General features: G+C 49.6%; 16 protein-coding genes, 1 tRNA gene and 2 pseudogenes. 9 read left to right on the top strand and 10 right to left on the bottom strand.

Annotated features, from left to right (window positions below; translation table 11 throughout):
- Positions 1-7: 7 nt before the first annotated feature.
- Together ybiX and DT73_RS13820 are read right to left on the bottom strand one after the other, a co-directional pair.
- A complete protein-coding gene (ybiX, locus tag DT73_RS13815; protein WP_036109898.1) occupies positions 8-685 on the bottom strand; it encodes a PKHD-type hydroxylase YbiX in 678 nt (225 codons plus the stop codon).
- 47 nt (positions 686-732) lie between these two features.
- On the bottom strand, positions 733-3,018 hold the full coding sequence (locus tag DT73_RS13820) for a catecholate siderophore receptor Fiu (RefSeq protein WP_036109901.1): 2,286 nt from the start codon (positions 3,016-3,018) through the stop codon (positions 733-735).
- An 856-nt stretch (positions 3,019-3,874) separates the two neighbouring features.
- Here DT73_RS13820 and DT73_RS13825 point away from each other — a divergent pair.
- The 4 genes from DT73_RS13825 to DT73_RS13840 all read left to right on the top strand — a co-directional run bounded on the left by DT73_RS13825 (position 3,875) and on the right by DT73_RS13840 (position 7,618).
- Positions 3,875-5,275 carry a DASS family sodium-coupled anion symporter gene (locus tag DT73_RS13825; RefSeq protein WP_036109903.1) on the top strand — a complete coding sequence of 467 codons (1,401 nt, stop codon included), beginning with the start codon at positions 3,875-3,877 and terminating at the stop codon, positions 5,273-5,275.
- Between the two features lie 65 nt (positions 5,276-5,340).
- Complete coding sequence (locus DT73_RS13830; RefSeq protein ID WP_235234507.1) at positions 5,341-6,297, top strand: 2-hydroxyacid dehydrogenase; 957 nt, start codon at positions 5,341-5,343, stop codon at positions 6,295-6,297.
- Between the two features lie 83 nt (positions 6,298-6,380).
- The gene (locus DT73_RS13835; RefSeq protein WP_036109906.1) at positions 6,381-6,857 is read left to right on the top strand and encodes a YhcH/YjgK/YiaL family protein; all 477 of its coding nucleotides are present in this window, start codon (positions 6,381-6,383) and stop codon (positions 6,855-6,857) included.
- A gap of 17 nt (positions 6,858-6,874) precedes the next feature.
- Complete coding sequence (locus tag DT73_RS13840; protein ID WP_036109909.1) at positions 6,875-7,618, top strand: SDR family oxidoreductase; 744 nt, start codon at positions 6,875-6,877, stop codon at positions 7,616-7,618.
- Positions 7,619-7,735: 117 nt separating this feature from the next.
- Here DT73_RS13840 and DT73_RS13845 read toward each other — a convergent pair whose 3' ends face one another.
- Positions 7,736-8,314 carry a sugar O-acetyltransferase gene (locus tag DT73_RS13845; protein ID WP_235234508.1) on the bottom strand — a complete coding sequence of 193 codons (579 nt, stop codon included), beginning with the start codon at positions 8,312-8,314 and terminating at the stop codon, positions 7,736-7,738.
- Positions 8,315-8,696: 382 nt separating this feature from the next.
- Positions 8,697-10,004 (bottom strand): annotated as a pseudogene (locus DT73_RS13855) (MFS transporter); the annotation flags it as partial.
- Between the two features lie 225 nt (positions 10,005-10,229).
- Between DT73_RS13855 and DT73_RS13860 the strand changes: the two are divergent.
- Entirely contained in the window at positions 10,230-11,528 is a 1,299-nt protein-coding gene (locus DT73_RS13860) for a DUF2254 domain-containing protein (RefSeq protein WP_036109919.1), read from the top strand.
- A gap of 41 nt (positions 11,529-11,569) precedes the next feature.
- Positions 11,570-12,154: a PF03691 family colicin E2 tolerance protein CbrC gene (gene cbrC, locus DT73_RS13865; protein ID WP_036109923.1), complete on the top strand. Its 585-nt coding sequence runs from the start codon at positions 11,570-11,572 to the stop codon at positions 12,152-12,154.
- Between the two features lie 103 nt (positions 12,155-12,257).
- Here the strand turns inward: cbrC and DT73_RS13870 are convergent, their stop codons facing one another.
- On the bottom strand, positions 12,258-13,556 hold the full coding sequence (locus DT73_RS13870; RefSeq protein WP_051691389.1) for an MFS transporter: 1,299 nt from the start codon (positions 13,554-13,556) through the stop codon (positions 12,258-12,260).
- Positions 13,557-13,940: 384 nt separating this feature from the next.
- Here DT73_RS13870 and DT73_RS26785 point away from each other — a divergent pair.
- Positions 13,941-14,051: pseudogene (locus DT73_RS26785) on the top strand (hypothetical protein); the annotation flags it as partial.
- Positions 14,052-14,066: 15 nt separating this feature from the next.
- Here the strand turns inward: DT73_RS26785 and DT73_RS13875 are convergent.
- From DT73_RS13875 to DT73_RS13890, 4 genes are all read right to left on the bottom strand, one after another.
- A tRNA-Arg gene (locus tag DT73_RS13875) sits at positions 14,067-14,143 on the bottom strand.
- Positions 14,144-14,361: 218 nt separating this feature from the next.
- On the bottom strand, positions 14,362-15,021 hold the full coding sequence (locus tag DT73_RS13880) for a methionine ABC transporter permease (protein WP_036109924.1): 660 nt from the start codon (positions 15,019-15,021) through the stop codon (positions 14,362-14,364).
- Positions 15,014-16,027, bottom strand: coding sequence for a virulence-associated ABC transporter ATP-binding protein SfbB (sfbB, locus tag DT73_RS13885; protein WP_036110781.1), 1,014 nt, complete (start codon positions 16,025-16,027; stop codon positions 15,014-15,016). Before sfbB ends, DT73_RS13880 begins: the two co-directional genes overlap by 8 nt.
- 60 nt (positions 16,028-16,087) lie before the next feature.
- Positions 16,088-16,933: a MetQ/NlpA family ABC transporter substrate-binding protein gene (locus DT73_RS13890; protein ID WP_036109927.1), complete on the bottom strand. Its 846-nt coding sequence runs from the start codon at positions 16,931-16,933 to the stop codon at positions 16,088-16,090.
- A gap of 335 nt (positions 16,934-17,268) precedes the next feature.
- On the opposite strand from DT73_RS13890, the gene folD reads away from it, so the two are divergent.
- Complete coding sequence (gene folD, locus DT73_RS13895) at positions 17,269-18,135, top strand: bifunctional methylenetetrahydrofolate dehydrogenase/methenyltetrahydrofolate cyclohydrolase FolD (RefSeq protein WP_036109930.1); 867 nt, start codon at positions 17,269-17,271, stop codon at positions 18,133-18,135.
- Positions 18,135-18,347, top strand: a complete 213-nt coding sequence (ybcJ, locus tag DT73_RS13900; RefSeq protein WP_036109935.1) for a ribosome-associated protein YbcJ — start codon at positions 18,135-18,137, stop codon at positions 18,345-18,347. The genes folD and ybcJ overlap by 1 nt, the downstream gene beginning before the upstream one ends.
- A 97-nt stretch (positions 18,348-18,444) precedes the next feature.
- Here ybcJ and cysS read toward each other — a convergent pair whose 3' ends face one another.
- A complete protein-coding gene (cysS, locus tag DT73_RS13905) occupies positions 18,445-19,830 on the bottom strand; it encodes a cysteine--tRNA ligase (RefSeq protein WP_036109938.1) in 1,386 nt (461 codons plus the stop codon).
- Positions 19,831-19,960 lie beyond the last annotated feature (130 nt).

Consider the following 19,960-nt stretch of genomic DNA (forward strand, 5'->3'; position numbering starts at 1 on the left):
TTCGTGCTTAAACCTCGGTCCAGGTGCGTAATAAGTTGTGGTACATGTTGAGTAATGACAGAAGCTCCTCGCTGTCGCCATGGCGGGCCTTCAGGCACTGAATAGTATTATCCAGCTCATATAACATGGCGCGTTGCTTTTCATCGCGCACCATTGACTGGATCCAGAGAAATGACGCCACCCTGGCACCCGATGTCACCGGAGTCACGCAGTGCAGGCTGCTTGAAGGGTACAGCACCAGATGGCCTGCGGGGAGTTTTACCCGGTGCTCACCATAGGTATCTTTAATGACCAGTTCTCCGCCTTCATAACTCTCTGGTGCGCATAAAAACAAGGTGGCAGATAAATCTGTCCGCATCCAGCCAGCATTACCATTTTGCCTGACAGCTCCATCCACATGAAAACCATAGGTTTCCCCCTGTTGATAGCGGTTGAATAATGGCGAAGACATAGCGCGGGGTAATGCAGCGGAGAAGAATTGCGGGTTGCGGTTAAGGGCCTGCCTGACAGCATTTTGCAACGCATCATACAACGCAGTTTGGGTATTAATTTGCTGGTTATGCTTAACCTGTGCCCCCTGGTTGCCTACCGTTACTCGTCCATCCACCCATTCAGCCTGGGCAAGCTGTGCACTGAAGGTGGTCAGTTCGTCTGACGTCAGGACATCAGGAATGTGGTACATCATGATGGTGTTCTCTTCTGTATGTGGGGCCGGAGCCCCACACAAGTCAGTTAAAAATGCACGTTGGCAGTCAGCAGGAATGTACGGGGTTCACCCGGGTGATAGCGATAGCCGCTCTTATTAATAGAAGCGACATAATCTTTATCGAACAGGTTATACACGTTCAGTTGCAAGTCGAGGTTGCGGTTTACCCGGTAACCCAGTTTGGCATCTGCCACCCAATAACCTTCAGTGTGGTCCGGTGTACCCACCGCGCCATCACTCCCCCGGCGCAGGCTGCCCACATAGCGCGCACCTGCTCCAACAGAAACCGCGTCCGTTGCCTGGTACTGGCTCCACAGGGTGAACGCATGTTTAGGTGTATAGGCCAGGGCAGATGAACCATCCTGTGCCACGGTATCCCCTTCTTTCACAGAGGCATGCTGCTGGGTATAGCCCATGCTGACCTGCCAGTCAGGCGTAATATTGCCAATCGCAGAAAGTTCATAGCCTTCTACCCGTTTCTTACCGTACTGGGAATAAGTGCCGTCATCATTGCTGGCAACTTCATTCTCGATATCGGTACGGAACAGGGCTGCGTTCAGCAACAGGCGCTTATCAAGAATTTCCCACTTGGTACCAATTTCACTGGATTTGGCTTTCTGGGGTTTAAAATCTGTACGGTTCGCGCTGTTACCACTGCCACCAGCAGCCAGGGCGAAGGTGCTGCCACCCGGTGGTTGCTGAGAAATAGCATAGTTAGCATACAGGTTGCCCTGCGAAGTCAGGCGATACAGCGCCCCTGCTTTCCAGTTAACCAGGTTGCCAGATTTCGCGGTATCAACCGTGGTGACAGGCGTTCCTGTTGCCGCACCTGCCGGGCAGGCAACGGCCCGGCGCCCCGTGCCCCCACATGCTGTGGCACTGTCGTAATCAGTGTGGTAGTTATCAAGGCGGATCCCACCATTAACCTGGAAGCTGTCGGTCAGTTCCAGTGTGTCAAACGCGTAAATCCCAAACGTGTCTGTCTGCCCATTGGCATTTGCACCATTACGTGACAGGCCACCCACAGAAATACTGCTGATGGGGTGGTAAATATTGACCGCTGGCGGGGTGATAGCATCCACGCCGTAGTTGGTCTGTTTCTCTCGGGTAAACTCAACCCCGGCACTGACATCATGCCCCACAAAACCGGTGTGGAATTTCGAGGTCAGGTTGGTCTGGTTGGTAAGAATACTGTTGCTGACATCTTTGGTATTAGCCAGACGCGACCATTCCCAGGTATCCACATTGTTGCTGTCTGGCTGGGTAATATTACTCGCGCCACCCATCACTGCAGTCAGCAGATATTTCTGCTTCACGCGCGACCAGCGGGTGGTATTACGCAGCGTGGTGTTGTCAGTTAAATCATGCTCGAAACGCAGCGTGAAGCTGTCGGTTGTGGACTTATCAAAGTCAGAATCAGTACCGTAGTAATTTTTAGTGTTCACTTTCCCGGAACTATTCAGGGCGCTGGTAGCCGAAGAAGGCGCTGAGTAACCAGGCAGACCAATAGTTGGGATACCGCCATCCGGTGTATTGTTCTGGTGAACGTGCAGGTAATTAATATACAGGCGTGTTGGTGTATCCAGGCCAAATGCCAGTGATGGTGCAACGCCGTAACGCTCATTTTCGACATTATGCCGGCCAGCATCGTGGGTTTTCTCACCCATCAGGTTCAGGCGAAAGGCGCTGTTTTCCCCAAATGCCTGGTTGTAATCCAGCGTGCCACGGCGCATCCAGGCGCTGCCAATGCTGACGGACGCATCTAACCCTGAATCCAGACGGGGTTGTTTGCTGATCATATTGATGGAGCCCGAAGGTGCGCTGCGGCCATAATCAGTACCTGCCGGGCCTTTAATCACCTCTACCTGTTGGGTATTGAAGGTATCACGGGTAACACTGCCAATATCGCGAATACCATCAACATAAATGCTGTCAGAGGTATCCACTCCGCGCATATACACCGCATCACCTGTAGAAGAGCTGCCGTTTTCCCCCGCGTAAAATGCTCCCACACCCGGCACATTTTTCAGCGCATCAGTCAGGTTTGTGACACCCTGGTCCTTAATCATTTGCTCCGGAATTACGGTTACTGTGCGGGTTGTATCTACCAGTGGTTGGGTAAATTTAGGGTCTGCAGATACACCGGGTAAATAAAGTGAAGGTGCCTGAGCCTGAATGACCAGAGTCTCTTCTTTTTTCTGTGCCGTGTTATCAGCGGCATGAGCGACAGATGTTGACGCACCAAGGCATAACCCGGTGAACAACGTAAGTGAATTAAAGCTGCCAAACGGCTGGTTGCGATTTTTATCCATGTGAAATAAAGGTTTTTTATTGTTATGCAGGTATCACCGGGCTCCCTGACAGCATGCTGGCAGGCTCTCATTCCATACTACATAGCCCGAACATCAAATGATAAGGATAATAATTATCATTTTGATTATCATGCTTACACATTTTCTCCATTTTGTGAATACATTTCATTACATAAATTCACATAATCAACAATTTCGAATGAAATATGGAGGAAATGTGTTGCCCGGTTGAATAAGTCTGGTTAAGTGAAATATGCAGCCAAAACCCCAAAACACGGTCGCCGTTCACTGGGTTACCAGGCGCTGTTACTCAGACGGCACCAGAGGGAGCCCCCTGCCACCAGCGGTAATATCTGAATGTGATTAAACCAGCACACCAGACTGAAACCCCAAAATATGGAGAACCGTTAATGTGACCGTTGCCGCAAGCTGCACATATAAATGAACAGTTCAGTTAATGATTGCTAATGTTCTGCGTGGTCTTGCTGAAGTAACAAATAATCCACTTACACCTGGAACACCGCATCATTTGGCCATTTTTATAGATTAATACGCTAAAAATAGCGTTGTAGTAACAAACCAATAACCTGTCGCAACACTGAAACTTTCACAATGATTAAAATATATTTTTAAATCTCCATCACCACTATTAACAAAACTCAATAATTCACTATAAAAATAACTTGCATAACGAAGGCACAATGATTTTTGCGATAAAGATCAATGTTAATTACGTTGAACAGTGTTTTTTGTGCAAAGATACAAATATCACCAATTACATTCATTATTTCTTCCAGTGAGATTTAAATTAACCAGGTCTAGTTTTAAATCTCCTGTTCTCTTTTTAGGTAAACTTATGTCTAATCTGACGAAACTTTTCCTCGCCATAGGAATAGGCGTTATTATTTGGCTATTGCCGGTACCTGAGGGTATATCTATTGACGCATGGCATATATTTGCAGTATTCATTGCCACCGTAATTGGCTTTATTCTACAACCCTACCCTTTCAGCGTTATTTCTTTGCTGGCACTGGGTGTGGTTTCCGTACTTAAAATAATGCCAATTGGTGCTGTGTTACATGGTTATCAGTCTACTGTTGCCTGGCTAATTTTAGTTGCCTTTCTGTACTCAGCAAGCTTTGTTAAGACAGGCCTGGGTAACCGTATTGCGTACTTATTAATAAAATACATGGGCAGTAGCTCATTGCGGCTGGCCTATATTTTAGGGTTAGCCGACATTATTATTGCCCCGGCAACACCATCAAACACAGCGCGTGCGGGAGGGATAATCTACCCAATAGTGAAATCAGTAACTGAAGGGTTTGAGTGCTATCCGGATAAAAACCCGCAAAAAATTGGTTCCTACCTGATGATGTCGACTTTTTATTCTAATTCAATTTCATCATCAATGTTCATGACATCCAGCGCATCAAACCCGCTCCTGGGGTCACTGGTCTTATCAACTATTGGCGTCCATATAGGCTGGGGGTTATGGTCACTGGCAGCATTTATCCCTGCGTTAATCTCTTTTATTTTCTTTCCCCTGTACCTTTATTTTTTCTGCCCGCCCGAACTGAAATCAACACCAGAAGCACGAAAAATGGCAGAGAAAAAGCTGAATGAACTCGGCCCTGTCAGTAAACACGAGACCATTACAGTGGTTATTTTCCTGTTATCTCTGCTTGCCTGGAGCACCTCCTCATTAACCGGCGTAAACCCAACGGCAATAGCAATACTGTCTGTCGCTATTATGCTGCTCACCAAAGTTATCGACTGGGCTGACTGTTTAAAAGAAAAAGCAGCCTTTGATACCTTTGTCTGGTTAGGCGCCATGCTCTCCCTGGCAGACGGAATGAGTTCACTGGGTTTGTTTAAGTGGTTCGCAGATAATATGTCTGTTTTATTCACCAATGTACCGTGGCCACTTACGCTGGTGTTACTGGCCATATTCTATTGCTATACCCATTATTGTTTCACCGGCATGACAACACATATTGTCGCGATGTTTGTTGCTTTATTAAGTATTGCTGTGGGCGCTGGCACACCACCAATGCTTGCAGCATTAAGCCTGATTTTCCTTGATAACCTGATGGCAGTGTTAACGCATTATGGTAACGGGCCTGCCGTTATTTATTACGGCTCAGGTTATATCAAGCAATCAACATGGTGGAAACACGGGTTTATTTCCATGGGGTTATTACTGTTTATCTGGATTGGCCTGGGTTCAGTATGGTGGAAAATATTAGGTCTTTGGTAAACCCCGCCAAATAACTTTATATAAAACGCGATAATTCAAGTTTTCCAGGAGTGAAATCTCTGCTTATGAAAGAAATAAATGTAGTAATTGCCGGCAAATTAAGTGACCGGCTGATGTCTAAAGTTGAAACGGCCTTCACTGCGTACCGTTTATGGGAACAACCCAGCCAGGAAGCGTTTTTTAAGGAAAAGGGTAACGACATTCAGGCGATAGTAACCAGTGGTAACCCTGTAATGGGTGCATCGAAAGCGCTGATTGAGCGTTTCCCTAACCTGAAAATTATCGCCAGTAATGGCGTGGGTTATGACTCCATTGATATAGCGGCAGCCAAAGCCCGCAATGTGATTGTCACCAATACCCCGCAAGTGCTCAATGACTGTGTGGCAGATATTGGTATGGGGTTATTACTGGATGTCGCTCGCGGCATTACCAGTGCTGACCGTTATGTTCGGGAAGGCCGCTGGCCTGTTGAGGGCCGTTTCAGAATGGCGACTAAAGTCAGTGGTAAATGCTGCGGTATTGTTGGGTTTGGCAATATTGGCAGTGCGGTAGCCCGCCGGGCAGCTGCGTTTAATATGGATATTCACTTCTACGACCCCAGTGCCGCTCACAAAGTTACCGGCACTGCCACCTCTCATGAATCGCTGGTTTCCTTAGCACAGGCGGCTGATTTCCTGGTTCTGACCCTGCCTGGCGGCGAAAAAACCCGCGGTGTTATCAACCGCGATGTTTTCAATGCACTGGGTAGCAAAGGCTTCCTGATCAGTATTTCGCGCGGCTCTGTAGTTAACGAAGACGACCTGATTGAAGCACTACAAAACCAGACTATCGCCGGTGCAGGGATGGATGTCTATGCCCATGAACCGCATGTGCCAGAAGCATTGATGGCAATGCCTAATGTGGTGCTGACACCTCATATCGCCAGCGGCACGACCGAAACCTTTAACGCAATGGCAGACCTTGTCTATGACAACCTGGCTGCCTTTTTCTCTGGTAAACCCACACTGACCCCCGTGAAATAACTGGCAGGAAGTTTTGCCAGTTCTGCGCCCGCACCTGTGTGCTGCGGGCTGCTTCGCGAAGCGAGTACATAAAGAGGATTATTATGATTTACGGCTCACTGTACCATATCAGCAGTACACAGATGTCCGCATTCTGCCCGGCAATCAACAGGGCTATCACCTGGTTGCAGGCCCAAAACCTCTCTGCGTTACCATTGAATGAGAAGATTTTTATTGAGGATAAAATATTTTTGTCTGTGGTTGAAAAGGAAACTAAACCCCTCTCTGAGTGCCGCCCAGAGGTGCATCGCCGCTATCTTGATATTCATGTATTGATTGAAGGCGTAGAACGCATTGGCATCGCCTTTGATGACGGGCAAAACGAGATTCTTGAACAGCATCCTGGCGAACGCGACGTTATTTTCTATAACGACGCCAAAATCAATGACAGTTTCCTGGCGCTACACCCGGGGCAATTTGTGATTGTGTTTCCTGAAGATGTTCACCGGGCATTGTATATGCGCGATATACCGCAAACCGTTCGCAAAGCGGTCGTGAAGATTGACATAAGCCTGTTATAAAACTGAGAGGGTTGAAAATGACGAAAATTGCCTTGGTAACTGGCGGAAGTAAAGGTATTGGGTTCGCAGCCGCAAAAGGGCTTTATGAAATTGGCTATACCGTCGTTGTTGCGGCACGTAATCAGGAAAATTTGCAGCAATGCGCTGCAGAGTTTTCCCCGGAACGCTTCATTCCTGTGGTGGCGGATGTCAGCAATGAAGAGCAGGTAATTAACCTGTTTCAACAGATAAAAGACCGCTTTGGGCGGCTGGATCTTCTGTTTAATAATGCCGGAAACAACAGCCCGGCAAAAACCATTGAAGAGATCCCTTTTGAAGAGTGGTTGCGGGTGTTTAATGCCAATGTCCACTCAACGTTTCTCTGTGCCAAAGAAGCGATTAAGGTAATGAAAGCACAAGTGCCGCAGGGAGGAAGGATCATCAACAACGCCTCAATTTCGGCGCTGACACCACGTTTATATACTGCGCCGTACACTGCATCAAAACACGCCGTAACGGGCCTGACAAAATCCATATCTCTGGACTGCCGCCAGTTCAATATTGCCTGTGGGCAAATCAATATTGGTAACGCGGAAACCACATTATCTAACCGGATGCGTAAAGGTGTTTACCAGGCTGATGGCAGCATCAAAGCGGAAGAGATGATGAATGTCGATGATGTAGCAGAAGCCATAAAAATGATGGCGGAGCTGCCCATCAGCACCAATGTACTGGAAATGACCATTATGGCCAACCAGATGCCTTATGTTGGGCGTGGCTGATTGGTAACACAGCACCAGAGCAATACAGAGTTGTTCGTTGCTCTGGTGCATTCAGCTACCAATAATTGAACTACCAGCAGCCAGATAACCAGAAATTAAACTATCAATACCTGAAATTTAATCGGCCTTACGAATTACCCGTGCCGGATTGCCTACTGCCAGCATGCCAGGCGGAATATCTTTAGTTACCACACTCCCGGCCCCGATTACGGCGCCATCACCAATGGTGACACCCGGTAATATAGTGACATTCCCGGCTATCCACACATGGTTGCCAATGGTAACAGGCAAAGTTGTACCGATATGCTCGTCTCGTTTTCCTGCATCCATAGGGTGCAATGCGGTATACAGCGACACATTCGGGCCAATGAATACGTGGTCACCAATAGTTACGAACCCCGGGTCCAGCAACGTGAAATTAAAATTGATAAACACGTGATTACCGAGTGTTGTGGTACAGCCATAATCCACACGTAACGGTTTCTCAATATGAACATCATCGCCAACTTTGGCGAAAATTTCCCGAATCAACGTGTTCTTTTGGGAAACCTCTCTGGCTCCACACTGGTTAAACTGGTCCACCCGGTCACGGGTGCAATAACGAATTTCCACCAGCTCAGCATCGTTAATCCAGTATTCCCGGCCTTCCACCATGGCCTCAAATGCAGCACCCATTGTCATCTCCCTCATTGCCATCTGTTCCACCTGACGGGCAACGCCAGGCTACGTTAGCCTTACAACGCACATGTGCGATACCTTTCCACAGTTTATTGCGCGCCGGGAGTGATTTAACAAGAGGGGCAACATAGCAGGAAACCGGTTTAGCGGTTTCCTGTATGTTTTCAGTGTGTTTATCCATGATTCAGTCAGATGAACCGGTGGTTTTTTGTTATTCAGGTTTCGCGGTACCGGTACCGGGTTTCTCGGTATTGTCTGGTACGCCACCACTGGTTTTTGCCGCATCATTGTTTTTTGCTGCGCCATCGCCCTGTGCGGTTTCATCCTGATTCCCCGGTTCACCCGGCTCTGCTTCTTCTCCGGTGGCCGGTGAAGCGCCCGTTTGCTCTTGCAGCGCTTCCTGCTCTTCCTGCTCTTCCTGCTCTTCAGAGAGTTCAGCTTCTTCGTCTGTATTGACCATCGCAGCCTGGATATCTTCTTCTTCCAGAACCGGGTTAAGCGCAGCGCCAATTGGCGAAGTAGCCAGGCTGTCTGGCATCACCACATGGGGTAAAGGCACTTCGGTAGTCGGAACAGGGTGTAGTTTTACCGGGCGGTTGAGCAGCGCGATAACCACTGCACAAACAGCAAAAAAGATATACAGCATATTGCTGCCAAGCGGTTGCATCACCGCACCAACCATTAGCGGCCCAATACTGGCACCAATCCCAAAGGCCATTAACAGGCAGGCTGTGAGCGAAACCCGCCGCTCCGGCATCACCTGGTCATTCGCCAGAGCAACCTGGAGTGGATACAGGGAAAACTGCATCATGCTGACGGCAAAGGCCACTCCCAACAAGAACTGATAAGGCAGGGATAACAGCACACCCGGAACTAACGCAAAAATGGCATACAGCAACGCAATAATAAACAGCAGGCGCTGGCGGTCAAAACGGTCTGAGAGCCAGCTTAAAGGGAACTGGGAAACCAGACCGGCAAAAATCGTCAGGCTCATAAACATCCCCGTTTGCTCTGTGGTGAAACCTTTCTCACTGGCAAATACCGGGGCCAGGCCGTAAAACGCACCAATCGCCATGCCACTGACCAGCGTTGTCGCCAGTAATTTGGGAATAGTGCGGACAAAATACCCCAACTCCATGGGAGCCGGTGACATCGCTTTCGCATTGGTTCGGGTTGTCAGAGCAATGGGCACCAGACAAAGTGCAAAACACAATGCCACTATCAGTAATGTACTGATACCAAAGCCAGTTTGTGTTGCAAGAATCACCTGGCCGCCACTCAGCCCCAGGTAAGTTGCCACCATATACAAACCAAAAATAACACCACGCTGAGAAGATTCAGCCTGATCGTTAAGCCAACTTTCCAGCACCATATACTGGCACATCATGCACAGGCCAATTATCAGGCGCAGGAAGATCCACAAAGGAATGAAATTAGTTAACCCATGGCCTATCACCGAGGCTGTGATTATCCCCGCGCAGGCCACGTAAGCACGGATATGCCCCACTCTGGCAATCAGGTTGTGCCCGACTTTTCCCCCTACCACCAAACCTACATAGTTTGCAGCAATAATGGCGCCAATCAGTGTGCCACTGACCTGCTCATGGGCGAGGCGTAACGAAACATAAGTGGTCAATAACCCGGAACCCAACAGCATGAGTAAGGTCGTAACATACAAGGGTAAAAACGCATTAAGAACTTTTCTCATCAGGCTCCCTGTCACTACGTCGTTGGACAATAAGCAAATATATAAAGATAGTCTCTTTGCCAGTATGTATTTACCGGTTATGCCCTGTCACCCCCTTTGTTACCAGTTTTAACAATACCTTCCATGCCAGAAATACGGGCAGAACCGGGGAAATTTGCTGTAATATTAATATGATTGACCTTCGCGTTACCTCACCCTGCCGGGTTACATTGTATGAGGACGATGATGATTTCACGCTGGCAGTTTGTACTGACACAAATGTTCCATAAACTGTGGTTCAGGGCTACTCTGTTCGCCATCGCCGCCATTCTCACGGCGCTGATTTCTATTGCTGTAAAGTCATTTATTCCCCCGGCATTTTCCGGGGTAGTCGGTGCCAAAGCGGTCGATAATATTCTGAATATTCTGGCGTCCAGCATGCTGGCCGTAACGACTTTTTCACTGAGCATTGTTGTCACTGCCTATGGCTCAGCCACAACCAATGTCACGCCACGTGCAACCCGCCTGGTAGTAGAAGACACTACAACCCAAAATGTCCTCGCCACTTTTATTGGCTCGTTTCTGTTCAGCCTGGTGGGAATTATCGCGCTGAACATGGGAGCGTATGGTGAACGCGGGCGGGTAATTCTGTTTGTCGTAACGCTGGTAGTGATTGCACTGATTGTTCTGACGCTTTTGCGCTGGATTCAGCACCTGACTTCGCTGGGGCGTGTGGGGGAAACTACAGCCCGGGTGGAAGATGCAGCTTTGCGGGCGTTTCAGGCCCGGGCGCAATCCCCTTGTTTAGGTTGTTTCCCGTGGACAGAAAGTGGTGCGCAACCCGAGGGTACCCAGGCAATTTATTCACCGCAAGTGGGGTACGTTGAACATATTGATATTGGTAAGCTGGCGGCAGTGCTCACAGATAGCCCAGCCCATGTCTACCTGGTTGCCCAACCCGGGAGCTTTGTGCACTCCTCCCAGGCAGTCATGTACACCACTGAAAAATGTAGTGATGAATTGTGCCAGCGCCTGTTATCCGCGCTGAGTATTTCCGATGCGCGTTCTTTTCACCAGGACCCGCGCTTTTGTTTGTGCGTAATGGCAGAAATTGCCTGCCGGGCACTGTCACCGGCCGTGAACGACCCGGGCACCGCTATTGATGTTATTGGCCGTGCTGTGCGGGTGTTGTCGGTGTGGGCTGAACAAACTGAGCGAGCCAAACAAAGCACACAGGTTCTTTACCCACAAATTCATCTTGCGCCTCTAAGCCCGGGCAACCTGTTCGACGATATTTTTTCACCCGTGGCGCGCGATAGCGCCGCCATGCGTGAAGTGCAATTGAGGTTGTTAAAATCACTGGCAATGCTGGCTAAAGCCTGGCCAGAACGCTATGCCAGTGTGGCTCGCAAGCATGCAGAAGAAGTGATGAACCATGTCACACGAGCCGGGCATATTCAGCCAGATTTGGTGTTACTGCGCAGCACTTTTGACACGCTGTTTGCCGGGCAGTTAGCCAAAGATGAGAAAACGAGTGCAGGTTGATAATATGTACCACTCACTTACCACTTAACCAGGGATGCCCGATGTCTGTAAACCGCCTTTTACCTTTGTTTAAATATCATCCAAATCCGCTTAAAACCGGGGTATTCAAACAAGATAAATCAGTTACCTGCTCTTCCTGCCTGCAACCGACCAATGTTTACTACACCACACCATTCTATAGCCGTGAAGATGTCGAGTTCCTCTGCCCCTGGTGTATAGCAGATGGCTCTGCCGCACTGAAGTTTGGCGGAAGTTTTCAGGATGAGTCCAGTATTGAAGGCGTTGAAGCTGAGTATGACAGCAATGGAGAGTTTGCCAGGTTTCATAACCCTTATAGCGATGATCAATTGTTAACCCTCACGGAGCGCACGCCCGGCTACCCTGGCTGGCAACAAGAATACTGGCTTGCTCACTGTGGGGATTTTTGCAGTTTTATCGGTTTTGTTGGTTGGCCGGAAATTAAAAACCGTCTGGATGAATTTGCCGATTTACCTGGTGACTGTGCAAATTTTTCTATGGCAGTCCAGGATTTAGAAAAATATTTGCTAAACAACGGCGATTGCCAGGGCTACCTCTTCCGCTGTCTGAATTGTGGAAAATTACGGCTCTGGGCTGATATGTCCTGATACGAGTTCTGCGGGCCTTGTGCTCTCACCTAACCCAGTCAGAATCACAAGGGCAGTTCCCTGCCCTTTACACGATTTACAGATAGCATCGCGCCAGGTTTAATCAATGATGCGATGAAGACACAGGGTGTTGGTTATCCGTAACTGGCGTACGCCGGTTAGCTGTTGCTGGCCTGCCATCGGGTTCTTCCCGACCGGTAATGACCATGCCCTGGGTTTCACGCCCAAATGCCACCAACACACAAATCAACACAGCAACTGCCCCGGCGACACAGGCCATCGCAAGGCCGTAATTACCCTGGTGCGTTTCAGCAATACGCGCCTGGAGAGTTGCGTTAACTGACGCCAGCAGATTACCCAGTTGGTAGACAAAGCCGGGCAATACTGCACGGGCATTGGCGGGTACCAGTTCATTCAGCCAGGTTGGCACCACACCCCAGGCACCCTGCACCATAAACTGCATCAGGAAAGCCCCTAAACCAATGGTGAAAGAACCACTGGAAAACGCCCACAGCGGTAATACTGGCAACGCCAGAAACGCCGCAATAATAATGGCTTTTTTACGGCCAATATGTTCGGAAAGCGCGCCAAATAAGATCCCGCCCATCATTGCCGCAATGTTATAGCAAATGGCAATAATGCTGACGGTATGGGGAGAGAAGCCATGCTGAACTTTCAGGAAGGTGGGGTAAAGATCCTGTGTGCCATGGCTGAAGAAGTTAAAGCACGCCATCACCACCACCAGATACAAGCAAAGTTTCCAGTGCATGCGTAATATTGGCATCAGCGCGGTACTTTCTTTACGTGCGCGGGCAGACAGCCACACCGGGGATTCCGGTACTTTAAACCAAATGTAGGGCAGCATAAGCACAGGTAATGTGCCAATCAGGAACATACCGCGCCAGCCAACCAGGCTGTAGAAAAGGCCAAAAATAATCGAAGAGAGTAAGTAGCCACAAGGGTAGCCTGCCTGAAAGATCCCGGACATCAATCCACGGGAACGGTCAGGAATCGTTTCCATCGCCAGCGACGATGCAACGCCCCAAATCCCGCCCATCGCGATACCGTAAATCAGGCGGAAGGCCATAAAAGCACCGAATGTAGGAGACCAGGCAGAAAGTAATTCGAACAATGAAAACATAGCGACATTGAGCATCAGCACCGGTTTGCGCCCATAACGCTCCGCCAGGCGCCCAAACAGCAACGCACCAATTGGCCGTACAGCAAGGGTTAACATGATTGCCAGCGAGACTTCAGCCACACTGGAATGGAAATAGCTGGCTAAATCACTCAGTACAAAGACCAGGATAAAGAAATCGAACGCATCAAGAGTCCATGCGCCAAAACAGGCAAAAGCAACATGACGCTGCACTGGCGTCCAGGTAAGAGGTGTAAAAGACATGGGTATTTCCTTTCTGTATTTGCGCACCGCGCTGTGCTGGCGAGCGCAAAGCCAGGCAAGGAGGCAGGGAAAAACCCTTGTCGGATTGGCACTGCCAGCCCCTGTGATACCACGAAAAGCAGAATTGTTACTAATTTGTTATAGCAACAAAAATACAACAATTAATTAAAAAACTTGTTTCATATTGTAATAATAGGCTGCTTAGTATTTCTGGCTGAAAGACCAGGCTGAAGGGGGTTTTGCCGGAAGAATTTATGAGTATTGTCCCGGTACACGGGTTCTGTTTTTTGAATCAATAACCACAGTTCAGAGGGAGCAGCAAAACAACGCAGAGAAGAACAGGATGTGGCTGTAATTATTTGAAATTTTGCTTAAGTCTGGCCTTTGGCACCAATCCATTTGGCTGAATATGCACGGCGAATCGATGTGATTTTTGGCAGTCACGACACAAATACGACACAAGGAGAAAATCAGGCGGGTTTGAGAATTGCGTAACTGTTTGATTTTGATTGGTACGCCCTACAGGATTCGAACCTGTGACCCACGGCTTAGAAGGCCGTTGCTCTATCCAACTGAGCTAAGGGCGCATTACTGCAAGTATCTCCGGCGCAGACACCTGGAAACGCGAGGAATTATACGGTCAGGGCCTTGTGAGTCAATGGCTTTTGTTCCGGGTGCTGGCTAAATGAGCATATTACTTGCAAACGCATCACAAACAGCGAGCCACAGCCGTTAACCACCAGGCAAAAACATCACTGCGGGCTGTTGATACGCCTGGCGCTACCCACGCCAGGCCGACACACCGTTAGTGGCGATCGCGTTTATCCGCACGCTTCGCCAGCCAGTCGCCCAGAACCTGAACCACCTGGACCAGCACAATCAGCGCGACTACCGTCACCACCATAACCTGGGTTTCATAGCGGTAATAACCATAGCGAATAGCAAGGTCGCCCACACCGCCCCCGCCAACAATCCCGGCCATTGCAGAATAGCCAATCAGGCTGACCAGAGTAATTGTCAGGCCGCGCAATAACCCGGCGCTGGCTTCTGGTAGCAGGACGGTGCAAATAATGCGTAGCGGGCTGGCGCCGAAAGCTTCAGCCGCTTCAATAATCCCTTTATCCACCTCACGCAACGCGCTGTCTACCAGGCGCGCATAAAACGCAATGGCAGCGACAGAAAGCGGTACTGAGGCCGCAATGGGGCCAATGGTATTTCCCAACAAGAACTGGGTGAGCGGCAATAACAGCACCAGCAAAATCACAAAGGGGACGGAACGAATAATATTAACCAGTACAGACGTTACCAGGTAAACCGCCCTGTTTTGCCAGAACAAATGCCTGTCGGTAACAAAAATCAGAAACCCCAGGGGCAGGCCGCCTAAAATCGCCAGCACCGTGGAAATGCCCAGCATTTGGAAGGTTTCGCCAAACGCTAATGTTAAATCAGCCAGTAAATCATCCACGGATCACCTCCACTTGCGCAGTCCGCGCCTGAATCTGAGCGACTGCGTTTTCTACCGCCTGCGGGGTTGCAGCCGTAATTTGTACTACCAGCACACCCAGAGCACGCTCGCCAATATAATCAATTTTGCCGTGCAGAATATTTACTGCCACACCGAACTGTACTGCCACTTCCGACAAGACGGGCTGCTCAGCGCTGTCGCCAATAAACTGAATTTTGAGCAGAGTACCCTGCAAGTGTTGTTGCAGGCGTTCAGGCAGAGCCAGGTTCAGCGTGTGCGCCACCAACTGGCGGGTGAATTCATGCTGTGGCCGGGCGAAAATATCGAACACATCGCCCAGTTCCACCACCTTACCCGCCGACATAACCGCCACCCGGTCGCAAATCGACTTGATAACGTTCATTTCATGGGTAATGAGCACAATAGTGATGCCAAGCTGTGCGTTAATCTGGCGCAATAATTCAAGAATATTGGCCGAAGTTTCCAGATCCAGCGCCGATGTTGGCTCATCACACAGCAAGACATCCGGGTGATTGGCAATTGCCCGGGCGATACCCACCCGCTGCTTTTGCCCGCCACTCAGTTGTACAGGAAAACGGTTAGCTTTATCGGCAAGGCCAACCAGGTGCAAAATTTCAGCCACTCTGGGCGCGATATCGGCCCGGGCCCAGCCAGCGGCCTTCAGGCTGAACGCGACATTCTGCGCCACAGTGCGCGTATGCATTAAATTAAAATGCTGAAAAATCATGCCAATCCGCTGGCGTGCTTTACGCAATGGCGCACCACGAAGTGTCGAGAGCGTAACGCCGTTGACAGTGACCCGCCCTTCACTGGGCTGTTGCAGAGCATTCAGTGTGCGCAGCAAAGTGCTTTTCCCCGCACCACTGGTACCCACAATGCCAAAGATTTCACCGGCAGCGATTTTCAGGCTCACGCCTTCAACTGCTCGCGTGTGGCGCCCCTGTCCCGCATCAAAATCTACGCAGACATTTTCAAGCTCAATCATTTGGTACCTCAGAAACACCAAAGGCAGGTCATCGCCTGCCATGGTTAATCGAATATTGAATTATTGCTGCTGTGTTTGTGCGGCTGCCGCCATCCAGTCTGGTTTTTGGAAGCTGATGAAATTATTTTTAGGATCATCAATTACAGCCCGATAAGCCGGTGACTTCACAACCGCAACAATATCTTTGGCAAAGGGCTTATCCGCATCGTCACTGCGTACCGCAATGATATTTTTCAGGTTGTCATCCAGGTGTTCTTGTTTCAGCGCAGATGACAATTTCAACCCTGCGGCAATGGCAAAGTTCCCGTTGACCAGTGCGCCGGTTACGCTGTCAAGGGTGCGTGGGAGTTGTGCGGCTTCCAAAGGCTTAAAGACCAGGCCTTTCGGGTTTTCAGCGATATCGCGCTCAGAAGCTTTGGTTGGGTCAATATTCGGTTTAATGGTCACCAGGCCTAATGATGCTAAAAACCGCAGGCCGCGCGCCAGGTTTGTCGGGTCGTTAGACAGCGTGATGATGTCGCCTTTTTTCAGTTGATCAAGGCTGGTGATTTTATGGGAGTACAGCCCCATACCTGCGGTAGGCACCGAAATCAACCTAGTGAGTTTCAGCCCTTTATCTTCTTTGAATTTATTAAAATAGAGGGTGTGCTGGAATAAGTTGGCGTCAATACTGCCGTTTGCCAGCGCCATATTGGGTTGCACATAATCACTGAATTCGCGTACTACGACTTTGTAGCCTTTTTCTTTCAGTGAAGGTGCAATGGCTTCTTTTACCATGTCGCCATATGGGCCGGGGGCAACACCAAATACGATGGTGTGCGGGTCGCTGTTTGCCTGTGCGGCCTGGATACTACCGGCTAATAACAAGGCGCTGGTCAGTGCGCTGAACGTGAGGCGCAGTTTCATAAATATTCTCCCCCTGGATGAAATGTGTGTGTGGTCCTGACGCGCCATTCGCTGTGACGCATTCTGTAAAATTCGGAAATAGTCGGACAAATAAAATGGCATAAACCAGCCCGGCCTGTAATTGAAAAAAATTCAACTTCCTAATTTGCCGCCACTTCCGGGTGAGTAAATGGCACTCAGAGTTGTCTGTTCCCGCAGCCGAAACCACCCTAAACTCCCTGATTTACACCTGCAAACCAAACGAAATATGTTCTGGTGACTGACAGCGCGCCTCGCTTCTGACAAAATATACACATTCCCTTCCCTTTCTTATTACAGATGGAATTCTCACGCTGATGGCAGCAACAATTATTGATGGTAAAACGATTGCGCAGCAGGTACGGCGCGAAGTCGCGGAAAAAGTACAGGCTCGCCTGGCCGCTGGTAAACGTGCGCCTGGGCTTGCTGTTGTGCTGGTCGGGGAAAATCCGGCGTCGCAAATTTATGTAGGCAGCAAACGCAAGGCCTGTGAGGAAGTCGGTTTTATCTCCCGTGCATGGGATCTGCCGGAAACCACCACTGAAGCGGAATTGCTCAGCCTTATTGATAAGCTGAATGCTGACCCGAGTATCGACGGGATTCTGGTTCAGCTCCCGCTGCCTGCAGGCATTGATAATGTCAAAGTGCTTGAGCGTATCGCGCCCGATAAAGACGTGGATGGCTTCCACCCTTATAACGTTGGCCGCCTGTGCCAGCGTGCCCCTCGCCTGCGCCCCTGCACCCCTCGCGGTATTGTTACCCTGCTTGAACGCTACAATATTGACACCTATGGCCTGAATGCTGTGGTGATTGGCGCTTCAAACATTGTTGGCCGCCCAATGAGCATGGAGTTATTGCTGGCCGGGTGTACCACTACTGTGACTCACCGCTTCACGAAAAATTTACGCCATCATGTGGAAAATGCAGACCTGCTGATTGTTGCTGTCGGTAAGCCGGGTTTTATCCCAGGTGAATGGATTAAGGAAGGCGCAATTGTGGTTGATGTGGGCATCAACCGGCTGGAAAGCGGCAAAGTAGTGGGCGATGTGGTGTTTGAAGATGCTGCCGCCCGGGCCGCTTACATTACGCCCGTACCTGGTGGTGTGGGCCCAATGACAGTTGCGACCCTGATTCAAAATACGCTACAGGCTTGTGAAGAATACCACGATGGAGAAGTGCAATAATGGCAACGTTTTTTCTGGGTAAACACCCCCATGTTGAACTGTGTGACTTGTTAAAGCTGGAAGGCTGGGCTGAAAGTGGCGCACAGGCCAAAATTGTTATCGCCGACGGCCAGGTTCAGGTAGATGGCGCAACAGAAACCCGCAAGCGCTGCAAAATCGTTGCCGGGCAGACTGTCACTTTCGCCGGTTACAGCGTTACAGTAGAAGCCTGATTGTTGCAGCCAGCGGTTGTTCATATAACCGTGCTGGCAAATATCAAAGACAAAAAAGCGGCATAAAGCCGCTTTTTTAATTGCTGAAAACAAACTGTTATTTTCTGCGCCAGGTGGTTCCCTGCGGGCCATCTTCCAGCACAATACCCATTTCATTCAGGCGGTCACGCGCGGCATCTGCAGCAGCCCAGTCTTTTGCTTTACGGGCATCCAGGCGCTGCTGAATCAGTGCTTCAATTTCAGCCACTTCGCCGTCATCTGCCTGTGCGCCGCCTTGCAGGAAGGTTTCCGGGTCTTGCTCAAGAATCCCAAGGACAGACGCGATATCACGCAACGCTGCAGCCAGGCCATTGGCCGCAGCTATATCTTCGCCTTTCAGGCGGTTCACTTCCCGGGCCATATCAAACAGCACAGAGTAGGCTTCAGGTGTGTTGAAATCATCGTCCATTGCTTCACAGAAGCGTGCTTTGAATGCTTCGCCACCTGCCGCAACAGCCGCTTTATCTGTACCGCGCAAAGCAGTGTATAAACGCTCCAGAGAAGCACGCGCCTGTTTCAGGTTCTCTTCGCTGTAATTGAGCTGGCTGCGATAATGCCCGGACATCAGGAAGTAACGCACTGTTTCTGCATCGTAATATTTCAGTACATCACGCACGGTGAAGAAATTGCCCAGGGATTTGGACATTTTCTCACGGTCCACCATGACCATCCCGGAATGCATCCAGTAATTCACATAGTCGCCGTCGTGAGCACAGGTAGACTGGGCTATTTCGTTTTCATGGTGAGGGAACATCAGGTCCGAACCCCCGCCATGAATATCGAAATGGCTGCCCAGATGCTTGCAGTTCATGGCAGAACATTCAATATGCCAGCCAGGGCGCCCTTCGCCCCAGGGTGACGACCAGCTCGGCTCACCTGGTTTGGACATTTTCCACAGAACAAAATCCATGGGGTTACGCTTGGCATCTGCAACATCAACCCGCGCACCTGCCTGGAGCTGTTCCAGGTCCTGGCGGGATAATAGCCCGTAAGAGGCATCGGTTACGACAGAGAACATGACATCGCCGTTATCAGCAACATAAGCATGCCCGCGCTGAATCAGTTTCTCGACGATACCGATGATTTCATGAATATGGTGCGTTGCCCGCGGCTCGCTGCTGGGGCGCTGAATATTCAGTGCATCAAAATCAGCGTGCATCTCGGTTATCATCCGGTCCACCAGCGCGGTAAAACTTTCACCATTTTCCGCCGCACGTTTGATGATTTTATCGTCAATGTCAGTGATATTACGCACAAAGTTAACTTCATAGCCCAGGGAACGCAGGTAGCGCACCACCACATCAAACGCTACAAAAGTTCGCCCATGGCCAATATGACACAGGTCGTAAACAGTTATCCCACACACGTACATGCCAACTTTCCCGGCATGAATAGGTTTAAATTCTTCTTTTTGACGGCTCAGAGTATTGAAAATCTTTAACATCAGCGATTCCATGTATGTGTGTGGTAAAAAAGCAATAATCTATATTACCCCAAAAAACCTTTGTAAAGCAGCACGCATTGCAAGGTGATCGAACCTGATGAGTGTGCTATAACAACGGGCTATTGTGGCC

The sequence above is a fragment of the Mangrovibacter sp. MFB070 genome (assembly GCF_000705335.1).
In the GTDB taxonomy this organism is placed as follows: Bacteria; Pseudomonadota; Gammaproteobacteria; order Enterobacterales; family Enterobacteriaceae; genus Mangrovibacter; species Mangrovibacter plantisponsor.

Coding starts and splice junctions, on each gene's coding strand:
- DT73_RS13825 (WP_036109903.1), top strand. CDS start 3,875: ATGTCTAATCTGACGAAACTTTTCCTCGCCATAGGAATAGGCGTTATT.
- cbrC (WP_036109923.1), top strand. CDS start 11,570: ATGTCTGTAAACCGCCTTTTACCTTTGTTTAAATATCATCCAAATCCG.
- DT73_RS13845 (WP_235234508.1), bottom strand. CDS start 8,314: ATGGCAATGAGGGAGATGACAATGGGTGCTGCATTTGAGGCCATGGTG.
- ybcJ (WP_036109935.1), top strand. CDS start 18,135: ATGGCAACGTTTTTTCTGGGTAAACACCCCCATGTTGAACTGTGTGAC.
- DT73_RS13835 (WP_036109906.1), top strand. CDS start 6,381: ATGATTTACGGCTCACTGTACCATATCAGCAGTACACAGATGTCCGCA.
- DT73_RS13860 (WP_036109919.1), top strand. CDS start 10,230: ATGATTTCACGCTGGCAGTTTGTACTGACACAAATGTTCCATAAACTG.
- DT73_RS13820 (WP_036109901.1), bottom strand. CDS start 3,018: ATGGATAAAAATCGCAACCAGCCGTTTGGCAGCTTTAATTCACTTACG.
- DT73_RS13890 (WP_036109927.1), bottom strand. CDS start 16,933: ATGAAACTGCGCCTCACGTTCAGCGCACTGACCAGCGCCTTGTTATTA.
- DT73_RS13830 (WP_235234507.1), top strand. CDS start 5,341: ATGAAAGAAATAAATGTAGTAATTGCCGGCAAATTAAGTGACCGGCTG.
- cysS (WP_036109938.1), bottom strand. CDS start 19,830: ATGTTAAAGATTTTCAATACTCTGAGCCGTCAAAAAGAAGAATTTAAA.
- sfbB (WP_036110781.1), bottom strand. CDS start 16,027: ATGATTGAGCTTGAAAATGTCTGCGTAGATTTTGATGCGGGACAGGGG.
- ybiX (WP_036109898.1), bottom strand. CDS start 685: ATGATGTACCACATTCCTGATGTCCTGACGTCAGACGAACTGACCACC.
- folD (WP_036109930.1), top strand. CDS start 17,269: ATGGCAGCAACAATTATTGATGGTAAAACGATTGCGCAGCAGGTACGG.
- DT73_RS13870 (WP_051691389.1), bottom strand. CDS start 13,556: ATGTCTTTTACACCTCTTACCTGGACGCCAGTGCAGCGTCATGTTGCT.
- DT73_RS13840 (WP_036109909.1), top strand. CDS start 6,875: ATGACGAAAATTGCCTTGGTAACTGGCGGAAGTAAAGGTATTGGGTTC.